Source organism: Clostridium lamae (genome assembly GCF_033043255.1).
GTDB classification, from domain to species: Bacteria; Bacillota; Clostridia; order Clostridiales; family Clostridiaceae; genus Clostridium; species Clostridium lamae.
This window is the reverse complement of record NZ_JASCQJ010000020.1, coordinates 15,903-33,262: the sequence shown is the minus strand read 5'-3', so window position 1 is coordinate 33,262 and position 17,360 is coordinate 15,903. Positions and strand designations below refer to the sequence as shown.

The 17,360-nt window shown below is 30.0% G+C and carries 18 protein-coding genes and 1 pseudogene; 15 read left to right on the top strand and 4 right to left on the bottom strand.

The window, feature by feature from the left end; genetic code table 11:
- Nucleotides 1–34: 34 nt before the first annotated feature.
- The gene (locus QK892_RS10830) at nt 35–583 is read left to right on the top strand and encodes a GNAT family N-acetyltransferase (RefSeq protein ID WP_317273562.1); all 549 of its coding nucleotides are present in this window, start codon (nt 35–37) and stop codon (nt 581–583) included.
- A gap of 131 nt (nt 584–714) precedes the next feature.
- Here the strand turns inward: QK892_RS10830 and QK892_RS10825 are convergent, their stop codons facing one another.
- A complete protein-coding gene (locus tag QK892_RS10825) occupies nt 715–1,761 on the bottom strand; it encodes a DUF5661 family protein (RefSeq protein WP_317273561.1) in 1,047 nt (348 codons plus the stop codon).
- A gap of 303 nt (nt 1,762–2,064) precedes the next feature.
- Between QK892_RS10825 and ppsA the strand changes: the two genes are divergently transcribed.
- Nucleotides 2,065–4,680: a phosphoenolpyruvate synthase gene (gene ppsA / locus QK892_RS10820; protein WP_317273560.1), complete on the top strand. Its 2,616-nt coding sequence runs from the start codon at nt 2,065–2,067 to the stop codon at nt 4,678–4,680.
- Nucleotides 4,681–4,738: 58 nt separating this feature from the next.
- Here ppsA and QK892_RS10815 read toward each other — a convergent pair whose 3' ends face one another.
- Both QK892_RS10815 and QK892_RS10810 read right to left on the bottom strand, forming a co-directional pair.
- Nucleotides 4,739–5,626: an alpha/beta fold hydrolase gene (locus tag QK892_RS10815; protein WP_317273559.1), complete on the bottom strand. Its 888-nt coding sequence runs from the start codon at nt 5,624–5,626 to the stop codon at nt 4,739–4,741.
- Nucleotides 5,611–6,528 carry a DUF4180 domain-containing protein gene (locus QK892_RS10810; RefSeq protein WP_317273558.1) on the bottom strand — a complete coding sequence of 306 codons (918 nt, stop codon included), beginning with the start codon at nt 6,526–6,528 and terminating at the stop codon, nt 5,611–5,613. Before QK892_RS10810 ends, QK892_RS10815 begins: the two co-directional genes overlap by 16 nt.
- A gap of 286 nt (nt 6,529–6,814) precedes the next feature.
- Here QK892_RS10810 and QK892_RS10805 point away from each other — a divergent pair, with 286 nt between their 5' ends.
- From QK892_RS10805 to QK892_RS10760, 10 genes and pseudogenes are all read left to right on the top strand, one after another.
- Nucleotides 6,815–7,420 carry a TetR/AcrR family transcriptional regulator gene (locus QK892_RS10805; RefSeq protein ID WP_317273557.1) on the top strand — a complete coding sequence of 202 codons (606 nt, stop codon included), beginning with the start codon at nt 6,815–6,817 and terminating at the stop codon, nt 7,418–7,420.
- Between the two features lie 3 nt (nt 7,421–7,423).
- The gene (locus QK892_RS10800; RefSeq protein WP_317273556.1) at nt 7,424–8,035 is read left to right on the top strand and encodes a GNAT family N-acetyltransferase; all 612 of its coding nucleotides are present in this window, start codon (nt 7,424–7,426) and stop codon (nt 8,033–8,035) included.
- Nucleotides 8,036–8,256: 221 nt separating this feature from the next.
- A complete protein-coding gene (locus QK892_RS10795; RefSeq protein ID WP_317273555.1) occupies nt 8,257–8,571 on the top strand; it encodes a PadR family transcriptional regulator in 315 nt (104 codons plus the stop codon).
- 11 nt (nt 8,572–8,582) lie between these two features.
- A complete protein-coding gene (locus tag QK892_RS10790) occupies nt 8,583–9,218 on the top strand; it encodes a hypothetical protein (protein ID WP_317273554.1) in 636 nt (211 codons plus the stop codon).
- 207 nt (nt 9,219–9,425) lie between these two features.
- Nucleotides 9,426–10,049 carry a DedA family protein gene (locus QK892_RS10785; protein ID WP_317273553.1) on the top strand — a complete coding sequence of 208 codons (624 nt, stop codon included), beginning with the start codon at nt 9,426–9,428 and terminating at the stop codon, nt 10,047–10,049.
- A 421-nt stretch (nt 10,050–10,470) separates the two neighbouring features.
- Nucleotides 10,471–11,361, top strand: a complete 891-nt coding sequence (locus QK892_RS10780) for a Vgb family protein (protein WP_317273552.1) — start codon at nt 10,471–10,473, stop codon at nt 11,359–11,361.
- 60 nt (nt 11,362–11,421) lie between these two features.
- Nucleotides 11,422–12,051: a Vat family streptogramin A O-acetyltransferase gene (locus QK892_RS10775; RefSeq protein WP_317273551.1), complete on the top strand. Its 630-nt coding sequence runs from the start codon at nt 11,422–11,424 to the stop codon at nt 12,049–12,051.
- A gap of 28 nt (nt 12,052–12,079) precedes the next feature.
- A pseudogene (locus QK892_RS10770) lies at nt 12,080–12,274 on the top strand (macrolide 2'-phosphotransferase); the annotation flags it as partial.
- Between the two features lie 106 nt (nt 12,275–12,380).
- Nucleotides 12,381–12,734 (top strand): YciI family protein, encoded by a 354-nt coding sequence (locus QK892_RS10765; protein WP_317273550.1) that lies wholly within the window; start codon nt 12,381–12,383, stop codon nt 12,732–12,734.
- Nucleotides 12,735–13,024: 290 nt separating this feature from the next.
- Entirely contained in the window at nt 13,025–13,381 is a 357-nt protein-coding gene (locus QK892_RS10760) for a cupin domain-containing protein (RefSeq protein ID WP_317273549.1), read from the top strand.
- Nucleotides 13,382–13,420: 39 nt separating this feature from the next.
- Here QK892_RS10760 and QK892_RS10755 read toward each other — a convergent pair whose 3' ends face one another.
- Nucleotides 13,421–14,365, bottom strand: coding sequence for a helix-turn-helix transcriptional regulator (locus QK892_RS10755; protein ID WP_317273548.1), 945 nt, complete (start codon nt 14,363–14,365; stop codon nt 13,421–13,423).
- A 94-nt stretch (nt 14,366–14,459) separates the two neighbouring features.
- Here QK892_RS10755 and QK892_RS10750 point away from each other — a divergent pair, with 94 nt between their 5' ends.
- From QK892_RS10750 to QK892_RS10740, 3 genes are all read left to right on the top strand, one after another.
- The gene (locus QK892_RS10750) at nt 14,460–14,906 is read left to right on the top strand and encodes a VOC family protein (protein WP_317273547.1); all 447 of its coding nucleotides are present in this window, start codon (nt 14,460–14,462) and stop codon (nt 14,904–14,906) included.
- 162 nt (nt 14,907–15,068) lie between these two features.
- Nucleotides 15,069–15,734: a response regulator transcription factor gene (locus QK892_RS10745; protein ID WP_317273546.1), complete on the top strand. Its 666-nt coding sequence runs from the start codon at nt 15,069–15,071 to the stop codon at nt 15,732–15,734.
- Entirely contained in the window at nt 15,727–17,226 is a 1,500-nt protein-coding gene (locus QK892_RS10740) for a sensor histidine kinase (RefSeq protein WP_317273587.1), read from the top strand. The genes QK892_RS10745 and QK892_RS10740 overlap by 8 nt, the downstream gene beginning before the upstream one ends.
- Nucleotides 17,227–17,360 lie beyond the last annotated feature (134 nt).

Here is a 17,360-nt window from a genome sequence, read left to right as displayed (position 1 = left end):
AGAGTATTATATAAATGTAAGTGAGGGGAATTTTATGATTAACAATCTAACAATTATAAGACCTACTAAAGATGATTTAAAATCAACATATAGTGTTTTTGAAGAATCAATTACTGATGCTTTTGAGAAAGAAGGGTTGGGACATTTAAAAGAAGATATTCTAAGTGAGATTGAGTATAAAAAATATCTAATAAATTGTTCAGTAGATAGTTTAGATCCAGATACTTATTTTTTTATTGCAAAGATTGATGATAATGTTATTGGAACTATTTCTTTTGGGCCTTGTGGGAATGATATTAAAAAGTGTACCAATAATGAATTAGATGCAATAGGGGAATTAGGTAGTCTTTATGTTTTACCTGATTATCAAGGAAAAGGTGTGGGCTCAGCTTTAATTCATACTATGATAGAGTATATTCATAAATTAGGAATTGAAGAATTTTGCTTAGATAGTGGATATAGGCGAGCTCAAAAAAGATGGCTAAGGAAGTTTGGTGAACCTTATAAAATAGTGAAGAACTATTGGGGAGAGAACAATGATCATATGATATGGGGTTGTAAAGTAAAAAATCATATTAGATAAAAATATACCGGTCGAGATTAGACTTTTATCTTGGCCGGTGTTTTGATTTTCTATTTTATATATTTTTAGAGTTTTGTCATGGTGAAGTGAATTTTTAATTACATTCTATTTACTACAGTTCCCGTATATTTTTAGCTCTTCAATATACCTACTCTAGGTAGTTTGTTTAAAATACTATCGTTGTTATGGCAGCTTTTAAACTGTGAACTTAAATCCTTTCCTGCTGCAAGACCAAAATGGACAGAGTCTCCCCAAGAAGCTTGATTACTAACATCATAAACAATTCCGTTGACGGCAACATAAGCAGGTTTTCCCATAGAGCCATTATATTGTGCAAGTTCACTTAAAGTAAATTCTTTTGTTTGTTTGTAGGAATATCTTTGAGTTTCCCAATAGGCTTTTGCTTCATCTTCGAGCTTTTTAAGTCTAGTATAATAGTCTGGAAACTCGTTTAAATGAGCCAATGCTATTTTTGAGGTTAGAATAGGATTATCGTTAGTTACATTTGTGAGAGGAGATCTTCTTCCATGTTCCAATTCTACATCTAGTCCCATTCTGAATTGTTCAATATCGAACTTTTCCTTGTTGAGATCAATACCAAGTTCCTTGGCAATTTGTCTAGCTTCAGCAGTTGTAAAACTGGTTTTAGCTGGAGGAACTCTGGTTTCTATATTTTCATTGCCATTTTGAATTTTATTTTGCAAGCTTAAGTAAAGAATGTAGTCATATTTATGAGCGTGCTTTAACTCATCTGTTAGTATTTCAAATACCATATCTCTATGATATTTATCAGGAATTCCTGCTCGTAGATCTCTATATTTTTCTACTGCCGAAAGTTCACCAAATTTAGCTTTTCTAATTCCTGCAATATAGGATTCTGGTTTTTCAAAAGTAACGTTACTTGGTGAAGATACAATCTTACCTGTATAAAAAGCATATATTTCTCTAAAGTATTTATTATGCTTTCTTTCATCATCTCTTATGCTGATAATTATATCTTTTTCTTCTTTAGTTGGAGCTAAGGAAATTAGATAATCATAAAAAAGTTCATCTTTTCTTTCATCCTGAATGGATTCTTTTATTAAGGCCAATGCTTCATCTAGAGTTTTGTATGAGGTCTCCATTTCGTGAAGCCTAAAATGATTTTGAGGAACAAAGTCTGGGATAGAATAATACATTAATATCCTCCTAGTGAAATATAATTACATCATTATTATATGAGAAGTTTTATGGGGTGCTACATGATTCAATAAAGAATTTGAATGATATAAAGAAAAATAGTAATAAGCTTAGTAGGAAGTGATAAAGCAGATTAAAAAAAGAGATTAATTTAATAAATTAACCTCTCCCAACTATATTATAACATATAAAAAATTGCAATAATAGACTTATAATTTACACTTTTTACGGGTATTATAGGAACAGATATTAATTCATGACGAATTGATATTTATTCCTATAATAGAGAGAGGAAGATGCTTATGAATTCATATGTAATTAGTTTTAATCAAATTGAAAAGACAAAGATTTCTATGGTTGGAGGAAAGGGTGCAAATCTAGGAGAATTATCTAGAATTAACGAGATTGCAGTACCAGAAGGATTTTGTATTACTACAGAAGCATATAAAAAAATAACTAGAGATAATTTGAAATTCAATACTTTACTAGATGAATTATCACATCTAAGAATAGAAGATAGTGAAGAAATAAGAAAAATTAGTAAGGAAATTAGAACTATAATTGAAAGTCTATCTATTTCTGAAGATATAACAGATGAGATAACTAAATATATACAACAGTTTGGGAAAGAAGATTCCTATGCAATACGATCTAGTGCAACAGCAGAGGATTTACCCACAGCATCCTTTGCCGGACAGCAGGATACGTATTTAAATATTATTGGAATTGAAGCAATACTAAAGCATATCAGTAAGTGCTGGGCATCTTTATTTACCGACAGAGCAGTAACATATAGAATTCAAAATGGGTTTGACCACCGTAAAGTTCAGTTATCTGTGGTCGTTCAGAAAATGGTCTTCCCTAAGGCATCAGGAATTTTATTTACTGCTGATCCAGTTACTTCTAATAGGAAGATGTTATCAATTGATGCTAGCTTTGGGCTTGGTGAGGCGCTAGTCTCAGGTCTAGTAAATGCTGATATATATAAGGTGAATGACGGAGAGGTTGTTTATAAGAAGATCTCTACTAAGAATTTGGCCATTTATGCCTTAAAGGATGGAGGAACGGAAGAAAAGAATATTGATGCTGAGCAACAGAATATACAAGTGCTGACTGATGATCAGATTTTAGAGTTAGAGAAAATAGGGAGAAAAATTGAAAAACATTTTGGATGTCCTCAGGACATTGAATGGTGCTTGGATGATAGTAAATTTTACATTGTTCAGAGTAGACCAATTACTACTCTATATCCAATCCCTAAGGTTAATGATCAAGAAAATCATGTCTATGTATCAGTAGGACATCAACAAATGATGACTGACGCAATAAAACCACTAGGATTATCTTTTTATAAGTTAATAGCAAGTGCTCCTATGTATAATGCGGGTGGAAGATTGTTTGTTGATATAACAAAGGGACTTATTTTACCTATTAGTAGAAATGCTTTAATAAATACTCTTGGGAATTCTGATCCCCTTATAAAAGATGCACTTATTACCTTAATAGAACGAGGAGACTTTATAAAAGTACTAGAAGATGATGAAAAAGGAATGAATTCTAGTAAAGGCAATGAAGCTGTTACTTTTTCAGATTTACAAGCACAAATTGGAAGTGATCCAGCAATAATTACAGATCTTATTAAGCGTAGTCAAGCGTCTATAGAAAACCTAAAACAAAACATTCAAAATAAATCAGGCTCAGTTTTATTTGATTTTATTATGCAAGAGATTCAGGAACAAAAGAAATTTTTATTTGATCAACAAAGTTTGGGAATAATTATTGGTACTATGAATGCTTCAGCATGGATAAATGAAAATATGAACAAGTGGCTTGGTGAGAAAAACGTAGCAGATACTCTTTCTCAATCTGTACCAAACAATATCACTTCTGAAATGGGGTTAGATTTATTAGATGTGGCAGATATTATTCGTCCTTATCCAGAGATAATTAACTACTTACAACATGTAAATGATGAGAACTTCTTAGATGAATTGGTTAAGCTTCCTGGTGGGAAGGAAGTAAAAGATGTTATTAAAGAATACCTTACTAAGTATGGAATGAGATGTGCTGGTGAAATAGATATTACAAAAAAACGTTGGATTGAAAAACCAACTATACTTGTGCCTATGATTCTTAACAACATCAAAAATTTTGAGCCTAATGAGAGTAATAGGAAGTTTGAGAAGGGCAGACAAGAGGCTCTGAAAAAAGAACAAGATATATTAGATAGATTAAAGCAATTACCAGATGGCGAACAAAAGGCTGAAGAGACAAAAGGAATTATTAGCCTAATACGAAATTTTAGTGGGTATCGTGAGTATCCTAAATATGATATGATTAATCGCTACTTTATTTATAGGAAGGCTTTACTTGAAGAAGCAGAACAATTGGTACAGAATAATATTATTCATGATAAAGAGGATATATACTATCTAACTTTTGAAGAGCTTCATGAAGTAGTGCGTACAAATAAACTAGATTATAAAATTATCAATAAACGAAAAGACGAGTATAAGTTATATGAAAAATTAACTCCACCACGTGTTATTACTTCTGATGGTGAAATTATTTCAGGTCAATACAAAAGGGGAAATATTCCAGAAGGGGCTATTATGGGATTACCTGTTTCCTCTGGAGTTATAGAGGGGAGAGCACGTGTAATATTAAATATGGAAGAGGCTGATTTAGAAGATGGAGATATATTAGTTACTACATTTACTGATCCTAGTTGGACACCGTTATTTGTATCTATAAAAGGTCTAATCACAGAAGTTGGTGGACTGATGACACATGGAGCAGTTATAGCTAGAGAGTATGGGTTACCAGCAGTTATTGGAGTAGAAAATGCTACTAAATTGATAAAAGATGGGCAACAAATTAGAGTAAATGGAACAGAAGGATATGTAGAAGTAATATAAAATAATGAGAATACTCGCCGGTTAAGGAATAAGATAACCTTAATCGGCGAGTATATTATTAATTATTATTCAAGAAGTTTAGTATCCTATCTGCTTGATTGACAATTAGATGCCCTGTATTAGGAAGAATCTCAATCTTAGCTTGCTTCGCAAATTGTTTAAGTCGCTTAATACTCTTGCTAGCTGGTATTAATTGATCGGAATCGCCAAAAAGCATTAAAATGGGCATAGTTAATTTAGAAAGCGATTGATCACTAAATAGTGGCATTTTTGCTGTTCTTGGTTTGAAATATTTAAATGTAAGTGATGAGAATGCAAGATCTTCTTCAAAGTTTGATGACGATGATGAAGAAATATTAGCACCACCCACTAGTTTCAGCGTTTTTATCTGTCCACGTTTTCCAAGAAGTGAGAAAAATACTGCTTTCCATAGGAAACTGGATTTTTCATGTGCAAGACCTCCTGGACAAAGCAAAATTAAATTGTCAACCTTATCTGGATAGGTAGTAGCGAAACTTAATGCCATCCAGCCACCTAATGACATAGCGACAATTGAACAGGAGTTCAATCCAAGTGCATTTATTGTTTCATTTAACCATAGAGCGTATGATTCATCTTTGTAGCTTGGCCTACTTGCTGCTGATAAACCTGCTTCTCCAATAATGTCAATTGCATAGACATTATTGGTTTTAGAAAGAGAGACTATATCTCCGTACCAAGTGTAAGAATTTGATACGCTTCCATGCAGGAGAATCAAAGGGGGATTAGCCCTTGAACCGGATTCTATGATAAAAGTGGAGCCGAAGCTTGTATTAACTTCATATTGTTGGTTTTCTACTGGCCAGCTATCAAGTATTTTTCGATACTGTAATAAAACTTCTTGTTTGCCTATCTCTGATTTATATATACTTTCCATTATATCTTTCCTTTCTATTTCAGAAGCCATTTTTCAGCATCTTCTTTACTTTCATATAATCTAAAATGATTACCTTTGTTGGTTTCTAAAGCCATTTCTCTAAATCTACCATTTTCAATTATCTCCTTAGGGATAATAGCAGCAGCTCTTATACCGTAGTTTATAAATTTTTGAATAATATTTCCAGCCACTTTAGTTCTAAGTTTGAAGAAGTCTTCTGATAATGATGAATAATGTAGCATTATTTCATTTGTTTCATGCTCCCAACATAAAGATATTAGATCAAGGGCATCATTTTCTGTACTTAAAGGTTCAGTAGTAGAAATTATTTCAATATATTTTTTATTATTTATTTCTCTAATTTGATAGTCCATTTTTTCCTTTTCCTCCATAAACTCATTTTTAAATAATTTATTACGGGTTTCACGAACCCAATTAAGTTCATTATTATAGGTCGAAATAATATTTTCAGAAATCATTTCCCATAGTAAGCTTTCTCTAGCACTCCTATTTGGAGAATGAAGAGCGCGTCTATATTTTTCTTTTTGTATAATTAATTGCACTTTGATTTCATTTTCATAGTTTGTGAGAATTTCACTTAATTCCTTATCACTTAACATATCTGACCAGGCAAGTTGAACCAGAAATGTTTTCTTTATCTCAGGAGAATCTGGTGATGACACAATCCAATTTTTTAGTTCTTTAAGTCCTCCATCAGTTATTGTATATATTTTTTTTGAAGGAGAGCTATCTTGATGAAAAACTTCGCTTGTAACAAATCCTTCATCTTCTAGACTGATAAGAGCTTTATAAATTTGATTATTATTACCAGACCAATACATGAAAGTGGAATCCTCAAAAATCTTTTTTAGCTCATACCCTGTTGAAGGCTTCCAACTAAGTATACCTAGTATTGCTAATTTAATTGACATTAATATCACCTCTATTAATAATAACATAGGTTAATAGTAACATATGTTATTATTACTGTCAATAAGGGGAATTTAATATACACTTATTAATTCAGATGAAATATTTTTAAATTTAGGAGAAGTTGATTATTATCAAATTATTATTGAACTAGATTAAGGATAATATATATTAATGATAAGATTAAAGGGGGTAAACTATATAAACTTTATTTCAGGGAATCAATTGACAGAACTTTATGAAAACTTTATAATGAGTATAAATTCACTCAAAAAGGAGAGACGTTTTATGCCGCGAACTAAAGAGCAATTTGAAGAAATGCGCAAAGTTACAAGAGATAAAATACAATCTGCAGCTATGCAGATATTTGTACAAAAAGGATTTGGTTCCACAAATGTTCAGGATATTGCTGATTTAGCTGGTATCAGCATTGGATTATTATATCGTCATTATAAAACGAAAGAAGAATTATTTAATGAACTAGTTGAATATTCACTTATGGGCATAAAAGGAATTATCGAATTGTTTAGACAAGATCATTCACCAAAGAAATTAATACAAGAATTTGTTGATGAAGTATATAAAGATATGAAAAATGATGAACAACTAGCTAATCTATTAATTCTTATGACTCAATCATTTTTTTCAGGAGTATCTAGTAGCAAACAAAAGGAAATTATTGAACTAGATACTAAGATGCTTAATGTAACAGCTAATCTTATAGAAAGAGGTCAGAAGCTTGGTGAATTCCAGCAAGGAAGCCCATATGAATTAGCCGAAGTATTCTATTCAGTTATACAAGGATTGGCAATGATGAAAATTTCATTAAAGGATAGTTTTATTATGCCAGCTCCATCAGTTATAACTGCTTTTTTATTCAAGGAAGGAGAATAAAATATGATAAATGGAGATAATAAGATTACTGTAATTAGAGCTGATAAGCTCGATATAGATGCACGATTTCAAATTTCAGAGATATTTGCAGATGGATTTACTCAATGGCTTATATTTTTTTCTAAAGACAAAAATACAATAGCAAAAGCTTTTGCTCATATGTTTGTTTTAGATCAATTTTATGTAGCTGTTGCAAATAACAAAGTAGCTGGAGTGGCTGCATGTACTGATTGTAGAACACTTTCAGTAAAATTAGATAAAAAAGAACTAAGAAAGCACTTAGGGTTCTTTAAGGGTAGCATTGCAGGAATTGCATTGAAAAAAGAATTTGAAAGAGCTTTTGAAAATCCTCCTCTTGAAACTGGTTCTATCGAATTTGTTGGAACAGCTGCTGAATTTAGAGGTAGGGGAGTAGCATCACAGATTATAAGCCATATTATTAGTAATACACCTTATCGAGAATATTTAATTGAAGAGGTAGCTGATACTAATACACCAGCAATGAATCTATATAAAAAATTAGGATTTAAGGAATATAGACGAATACCTATTACACAGAATAAAGCTAAGAAGATTGGGATAAATAATTTCATAGCATTTAAATATATAAAATAGAGAGTTCAACTGTATAATATATGTCTACTATATACAACTATTTCTACTTGCTTAGCAAAAGAAATAATTGTAAATATAGTAGACATTTTGATTTTATAATAATATTTTTTTAAAAATCAGAATATAAAAATAAATATGTACTTTACATTATTAAGTAGTTGTGATAATCTAATTATAGTTAAGTACTCAATAATGTTATATACTTATTAGGAGGTGATATTTTGAATAAGGAAATGTTAAAGGGTACCATCGATATACTTATTTTAAGTGTATTAAGTAATGGAGATAATTATGGATATGAAATATCAAGAATAATAAAGATGAAAACAGATGGTACTTTTGAAATACTTGAGGCCACAATGTATCTAGCATTAAAAAGACTAGAGAGTCAAAAAGCTATTGATTTTTATTGGGGAAATGAATCGGGTGGCGGCCGTAGAAAATATTTCAAGATAACGGAGCTAGGGAAAGAGCAGTTATCCCAACTAAGTAAGGACTGGCAAGAAACAGTAAAGATAGTTGAAAAATTTATTTAGGAGGTTTTTTTATGAGGTTATGGATAAAAAGGATATTTAATCTATCAGATATTAGATATTCATGGTTATTAATATTTTCAATGATAATATTTATATTTTCACTTTATAACAATAAGATTAATCCTAATATTAATGTAGGATTAGAAATTTTAACCTATGGAATTGCTATCGGCAGTTCATTCGTATGGAGCATTTTAAATTATGTAGATCACATTAAGGTAAATGCAATTTATAAAAATAGCAACGATATCGATTCTTATGTAAATAGCCTAATAATGAGTAGAGATGAAAAGGATGATTTAAAGCAATACTTAAATGATTTTGTAAAGGATCTAGAGGAAAGTGGAAAAACGAAAGATGAAGCTATAAAAACAGCTATAAGTCAATTCCAAGTAAATGAGTTTACTTCACTTTCAAAAAATACTGGAATACTTGAACTACCTAGTCACTACTATCTTATAGGATATGTAATAATTTTCGCTGTTATAATAATATTAACTCAATTTATGATAAGTCTAGGCTTAGAAGGAAGGTTCTGGTTATATTCAATTAATTTTATGCTAACATTATACTCATTAGGTTTCTTAGGTTTATTTCTACTATACAAGATGGTAGATAGTTTAATTGCTAGAAAAACTACTAATTAATTATTAGTAGTGATGAAGTTTATGTTATAAAAATTTAATATACTATAGATAAGAATGGAGCAGAGCGGAATATTGTCTTAGCAAAGCTCCATATAAATATATATTTTTTTTAAAATAATACTTAATATTATTAAGTAGATAATAATATTAAGTTGGATAGCACACAATTTAATTAAAATAAAAATAAGATATATTATGGAGGAAAAAATGCAAGAGTTTATTTTAGAGATTATAAATCAGTTTGGGTATATGGGAGTCTTTCTTTTGATTACTGTGGAGAATATATTCCCTCCTATACCATCAGAGATAATTTTAACCTTTAGCGGTTTTGCAACTACAATTAGTGATATGAAGGTATGGGAAAGTGTTATTTCTGCAACATTGGGGTCAGTTTTAGGAGCAGTTATTTTATATATGATTGGTAGATTACTTAATACTGAGAGACTGGAGAGTTTGCTTGATAGCAGAATAGGGAAAATTTTACACTTAAAGAAAGAGGATGTCAGAAAAGCAGAAAAGTGGTTTATCAAATATGATAATAAGGCAATTTTCTTCTGTAGATTTGTCCCAATTGTTCGAAGTCTAATATCAATACCAGCAGGAATGTCAAAGATGAGATTAAAACCATTCATATTCTTAACAACTATTGGGACATTTATTTGGAATGTAATACTAATTTATCTAGGTAGATTAGCAGGAGAAACTTGGGGCAAGGTAGCTCACTATATAGATTTTTATTCTATGGTTGTTTTGATAGTTTTAGCTTTAATTTCAGCAATATTTTTATATGTATTTATAAAGAAGAGATTTATTGAAAAAATAAGCAAATGATAGAGGTACAATGTTTCTTTTAATAAATAAGTTTTGCCTATTATAACACTTGACATAAACTATAACAAAATATAATATGTATACAATATGCATAATTAGATGTGTATATTAAAATAATATGAGGTGATTAGTTAAAATGATTATATAATTTTATCCATTTTTAGAAATAGAGTATATAGAATAGGAACATATCTTGTTATATTAGATATGTTAGCTTGAGTTATTCTAAACTACTATTAGTTTTGGATAGGATTATAATTATGTCATATTTAACTGTTATAGAAATTACTTTATGCTATTCTAATATGAATAGCTATTTTGTGGCAACTATAAATATATGATTATAAGTAAAACCTTTCCGAAACTTGATAGTTAGGGAAGGTTTTTTTGTATTAGTGAAAAATGAAAGGATGATAAATATATGAGTATAAAAATAAATGAATATAATTTACCAATGGAAAAATCAGGTCCATATGGAATAACTGTAGGAAATGATGGAGCTATATGGTTTACAGAAAATGCAGGTAACAGAATAGGAAGGATTTCAACAGAGGGAGAAATAACTGAGTTTACAGTTCCAACCTTAAACGCAGGGGTTTCTATTATAGCTAATGGATGTAATGGGGATTTGTGGTTTACAGAGTATAATGCTAATAAAATAGGGAAAATAACAATGGAAGGTAAAGTTTTAGAATATGATATTCCATCTATAAATGCAGGGCCATATGGAATAACATTGGGATCTGATGAGGCGATGTGGTTTACAGAGATGACTACAAATAAAATAGGTAGAATTGATCATAGTGGAGAGATAAGCGAATATGAATTGCCCAATTCAGGGTCATTTCCTTCAATGATAGTAAAGGGAGCAGATGAAGCACTATGGTTTACAGAGAATCAAGGTAACAGAATAGGTAGAATCACATTATCTGGAGATATAACTGAGTTTAATATTCCTACATCAGCTTCTGGGCCAGTAGGGATTTGTTCAAGTTTTGATGACGCTCTGTGGTTTGTTGAAATAATAGGTAATAAAATAGGAAGAATAACTACAAGTGGTGAATTTACTGAATATCTACTTCCAACGGCAAATGCTAAACCTCATGCAATAGTATCAAGTGAAAATGGTGATATATGGTTTACAGAGTGGGGAAGTAATAACATAGGAAGACTTATATCTAGTGGAGATATTATAGAGTATCCAATTCCTACATCAAATTCTGAACCTCATGGACTTGTACTTGGAGCAGATGGAGCGATATGGTTTGCAGAAGAAGCAAATAAAATAGGACAGTTACTCTACCAGAAATAATATTATTATAAAAGCATAAAATACAACAATAATTTTATAAGATGAAGGGAGCAGTAATTTATGATAGGGCCAGATAAGAAAAAGTTATATCCAAATGAAAATATAAAAACTGTTTGTTATATAAGCAATTTACCTAAAAGACCTAATGTTGAAATAGGAGAATATACTTATTATAGTGATAATAAAAAAAGTCCAGAGGAATTTTATGATAATATAGAGCATCATTATGAAATTTTAGGAGATAAGCTTATAATAGGTAAATTTTGTGCAATTGCAGAAGGTGTTAAGTTTATTATGAATGGAGCAAATCATAGAATGGATGGAATTACTACATATCCATTTAATATCTTTGGTGGAGGATGGGAAAAAGTCACTCCAACAGTAGAGCAGTTACCATTTAAGGGTGATACAGTGATTGGAAATGATGTTTGGATAGGTGAAAATGTAACAATCATGCCAGGAGTCAAAATAGGAGATGGTGCAATAATTGCTACTAATTCTACTGTAGTAAAAGATATTGAGCCATATACAATTTACGGTGGGAATCCAGCTAAATTTATCAAAAAACGTTTTAGTGCTGAAAAGATTGAATTGTTATTGAAGCTTCAATGGTGGAACTGGGATGAAGAGAAGATTTTTAATAACCTTGAATTGTTAACATCAAGTGAAGGGCTAGATCACCTAACATAAACTATTCTGTTAGTAATACTAGTTTTATGATAATCATTCAGGACATATTTTAATAGATAAGAATTCTAATGTAACTGGATTAATCGATTGGACTAAGATGAAAGAACATATTATTGAACTTGTTGCTGCTTATCCAGTAGATATTGCTGAGTTTGCTTTGATATCTGGTTCCGATGAATATGAGGTGATGGCAAAGCAGGCACTAGGAGCTATTGATATATAAGAATGTAGATAGTAATTATTTTTAAATAAAAAATATTGATTTTAAATATATGTTTTAGTACGATGGAGTCATTATAATAAATAATTTAAATTAAGGAGGAAGAGTTATGTTATTTATGTTGATTGTGAAAGCGTCTAAGAATTCTGAAGCTGGTAACCTGCCAAGCTCTGAGCTTATTGAAGCTATGAACAAGTACAATGAGGATTTAGTTAAGGCTGGCGTACGGGTTATGGCTAAAGGACTTCAACCAAGTTCTAATGGTATTCGCATTTCATATCCTAAACCAGGGGAAAGACCCGTTATTACAGAGGGTCCATTTACTGAAACAAAAGATTTGATTGCCGGTTTCATTCTTATTGATGTGAATTCTAGGGAAGAAGCCGTGGAGTGGGCTATGAATATGCCTGACCCTCAAGGATATGGAGAAGGTCAGATTGAATTACGTCAAGTATTTGAATAAGTACTAATACAGGATATCAGGAATATACAATATAGAATCTCAGTAGATATTGAGGAGTTTACTTTAATACCTGGTGTAGATGAATATGAGGAGATGGCAAAGCAGACATTAGGAGTTATCTACGTATAGAGAGATAGTAGACAAAGTGAAATTAGTATAAGTTATTTTGGTATTAAGAATTTATGAGATTTAATAATTATCTCCAATGGTATCAGTTTTTGAAACCTATGATTATTATAATTTATATTGTGCAAAATAAATGCAATAAAAATATTATGGAGGTAAATTTAGTGTTGAACCAACTAACGCATACGAATCAAATAGAATGGAAACTATTGAATGGAGAGCATATTGCTGGAGTATGGATAAAGGAATTGCGATTTGATTCCGAATCAAAAAGATTACAAGCAAAAATGTTAAAGTTCGGCCCTGGTGCTGGTTTTCCTAAACACATGCATCCAGGTGGTGAAGAGCTTTTTGTTCTTGAAGGTACTGTTCGTATAGGAAAGGATTTTTTAAGTGCAGGTGACTATCTTTATACAGCTCCTAACAATATTCATGACGCATATTCAGAAGAGGGATGTATTTTATTGTTAATAACCCTAGAGCAAGTAATAATCTTAGCTGAAAATAGTGCCAATAAATAATAAAAAAATAAATTTATTAAATTTTAAAATTAGGTTATTTTAAGTAGATAAAATATTTTTTATTGATTCAAGATCTTTAACAAAAATTTCTTTTATTGTATCTGGGTAGAGGTTAACAATACAATTTCCAAATTGATGAATATAACTTATCAAAAATTCCGTTTCTTTTGGGTCAATCCAACCCTTGATGAAAAAGTGTCCGTTAATCTCTTCAAAGAACATATTAGGGTAATGAGATTTATCATAAATAGATTTACCTTCTTTGGAAATTTCAATTTTATAATCAATAGCATTAGGACTCTTTTTCACAAGATCAATGATATTATTTAAATCAAATTTCATTATATCCTCTATGGGTTTATCATTAAGTGGAATAATATTTTTTATTCTATCACAGCGAAAAAGTCTATATTCATTTATATCAATGTCAAAAGAAGGACAATACCAATTACCATATTCAGCAAAGATACCTATTGGCTGTATACGACGCTCACTTTGTTTATTGGAAGTTTGGTAAGTTATCTTTAAAATAGATGGGTTAATTATTGAATATAGTAGGTCTTCAATCAAAGGGCATTCATTTATTATTTTGATTTTTCCAAAGGATATACGAGAATTTATTTGCTCTAATGTACTTCTAACTTTAGGTGATACAGAATCTAAAAATTTTTCTTGGATGGTGCTATATTCAGCTTGAAAAGGCAGAGATTTCAACAGTTCCATTCCTTTAATAGAAAAAAATAGAGCATAAGCTTCTTGTGGAGTAAATGAAATTGGTGGTAATTTATATGTTTCTAGAATAGAATAGCCTCCATAGCGACCACTTTTAGAATATATTGGTACACCTATATCTTCAAGAGCTGAAATATAACGAAGTGCAGTACTTTTGGAGATATTAAACTCCCTCATTAAATCTTGTAGAGTAAAGTTAGATTTTTTATAAACATAATTCATTATTTTATATATTAACTCGTATTTTTTCATAATTTCCTCCAATGGTATCAGTTTCTGATACCTATGATTATTATAATATATATTGTGCATAATAAATGCAACAATATAATTTTGGAGGTAAATTATGAGTTATGAGGTAGTTACGTTCCTATCTATGAATGGAAGAGGGGCTGAAGCAATTGATTTTTATTCACAACATTTAAATGCAAAAGTTATTTTGAAGCTTACATACGAAGATGTAAAGAAGATGGATCCATCAATGGTAATAGAAAGTGGGAAAGAACAATGGATATCCCATTCTATACTTGAAGTAGGTGTTCATAAAATAATGATAGCAGAAGAATCAATGGTTCCTAAAGAAGATTTTATTTCAGGTAATAATATATCACTTTGTATTCAATCAGCAGATAGACAAGAAATTGAAAGAATTTATAGCTCTCTGATTCAAGATGAGAGGACAGAAGTTATTTCTCCATTAGGAAAGGTTATTTTTAGTGAAGCTTATGGTATTGTTAGAGATCCATTTGGTATATTAATGCAACTTATGTATGACAAAAGATTAGATAAATAAAAGCAATTTCAGATAATATTGAAAGTGCGGTAGAGTAATATTATTCTATTGCACTATTTTTTATGGATAGAGTAGGATAAATAGATATAAAATAAAAGAATAAAAAACTTCACAGTAACTCCATATTACTTTGATACTATAGGATAGTGAGGTGATGTTAAAATGGAAAAACATATACTTATTATGGAAGATGATGAGGACATTCAAGAAGTGATAAAAGAGTTTTTATTAGCTAAGGATTACTTAGTAACTACTGCATCTGATGGTTTAGAAGGATTAAAACAATTTAATAATAAGAAATTTGATCTCGTTATTTTAGACATTATGATGCCGAATTTAAATGGCTATGAAGTTGCTAAAGCTATAAGAAAGAAAGATAAAGTACCTATTATAATGTTGACAGCTCTTGGAGATGAGCAAGACCAAGTCAAGGGATTTGATTTAGGAATTGATGATTATATTACAAAGCCCTTTTCATTTGAGATTTTAATCAAAAGGGTAGAGGCAGTATTAAGAAGAAGTAGTGCTGATAAAATAGCTACTAATATATATACATTTAATGAGCTTAGGATAGATTGTGATTCATATAAGGCTTATATAAATAATGAAGAAGTAATACTTACTACAAAGGAATTTGAAATTATAAAAATCCTTCTTGAAAATCCTTGTAGGGTTATTACGAGAGAAAGTATGCTAGATAATCTTTGGGGATATGATTTCTATGGAGATGCACGACTTATTGATACTCATATTAAAAATATTAGAAAGAAGTTAAAGGTGCCCTATATAAAAACAATTAAGGGGGTAGGCTATAAAATTGATGAATAATAAATTATCATTTTTTCTTAGAAAAAGTATAACATATAAAATATTTCTTATAACATTAATTCTGCTTATTATTTCTGCCACTGTTATATATTCAGCATTATATTTCTTTTTGCCATCATTCTATGAGAAGAATAAAGAAAGTAAACTAGATACAGGTGTAGAGAAATTAATAAAGGACACTGAAAATCTATCCTTTAATGAGTCTAAGGATTATATAGATAATCTAGCATTTGAAACAAATTCACAAATAATTTTGAATGATAATAGAGGAGAAATTGTATATGTATCTTCTATTCATTCATCAATACAAACTGAGGTGAAGATTTATTCTGGAGCTATTTTCTTACCTAATAAAGTTGGTGAAAAAAATGGCCTATCATCTAATGTTCTATCAAGCATCAAAGCAGGATCAGTTAATACTTCTATTCAAGGGTATAATAAGTTAATACCTATTACATTCACAGATCGAAGTCTAATACTTCATATTAATGCAACATTTCAGCCAATTAATGAGGCTTCTCATGTATTAATATTATTTGTCCCTTACATTGGAATAATAATTTTACTTATTTCTGTTGTAGGTGCATTTTTTTACTCTAGAATTATTTCTAAGCCATTGATTAGTATAAATAAATCAGCAAAAAAAATGGCCAATTTAGAATTTGTGACTATAGATTCTTTTTCTTCAAAAGATGAAATAGGAGAGTTATCTAATAGTTTAAATGAATTATCATCTAATCTTCAAAAGACAATGATAGATTTACATGAAGCAAATGAGAAGCTGAAAAATGAAATAATCAGGGAAAGAGAAATAGAAGACAAAAGGCGTGAATTATTTGCTATGATATCTCATGAGTTAAAATCTCCACTGACTGCTGTTAAAGGACAATTAGAGGGAATGATTTATGGTTTTGGCGCATACAAGGACCGAGATAAATATTTAAAAAGATCATATGAAATAATGGAGAATATGGAAAAGTTAATATATGAAATTTTACAAATTGCTAAGCTTGAGCAACATACATTTTCACCTAAGAAAGAAGATATAAACTTAACTAACTTAGTAAATAACGTTATTAAAAAGGTTGAATTTTTTGCAGAAGAAAAAAATATTAAAATTATTTCTCAAATTAGTGAGAATGCTATAATATCCACAGATAAGGATCTAATAGAAAAAGCAGTTTACAATATAATCCATAATGGAGTTATATATTCTAATGAAGGAGAAAGAGTTATTATTAATCTTAATGATAATAATGATACTGGGACAGTAGACTTAATGGTTTTAAATACTGGAGTTAACATTCCAGAGGAGAATAAGCAAAAAATATTTAGTCCATTCTTTAGATTAGATAAATATGGGGAAAGAAATAAAGGGGGAAGTGGTCTTGGTTTATTTCTAGTAAAAAAGGTTTTTGAATCACTATCTATTGATTATTCAATTGAAAATACAGCGGAAGGTGTTTTATTTACTGTGAATTTTGAAAAATAGACATTAAAAAAATACTTATTATATCAACAAAATAAATCTTAATAATCATAACAAGTTCATATAGACTTCAGATTGGCTACATATGAACTACAGGTTTTTAAGGTATCTTTATATTGAAGGAAGAAATAATAGCT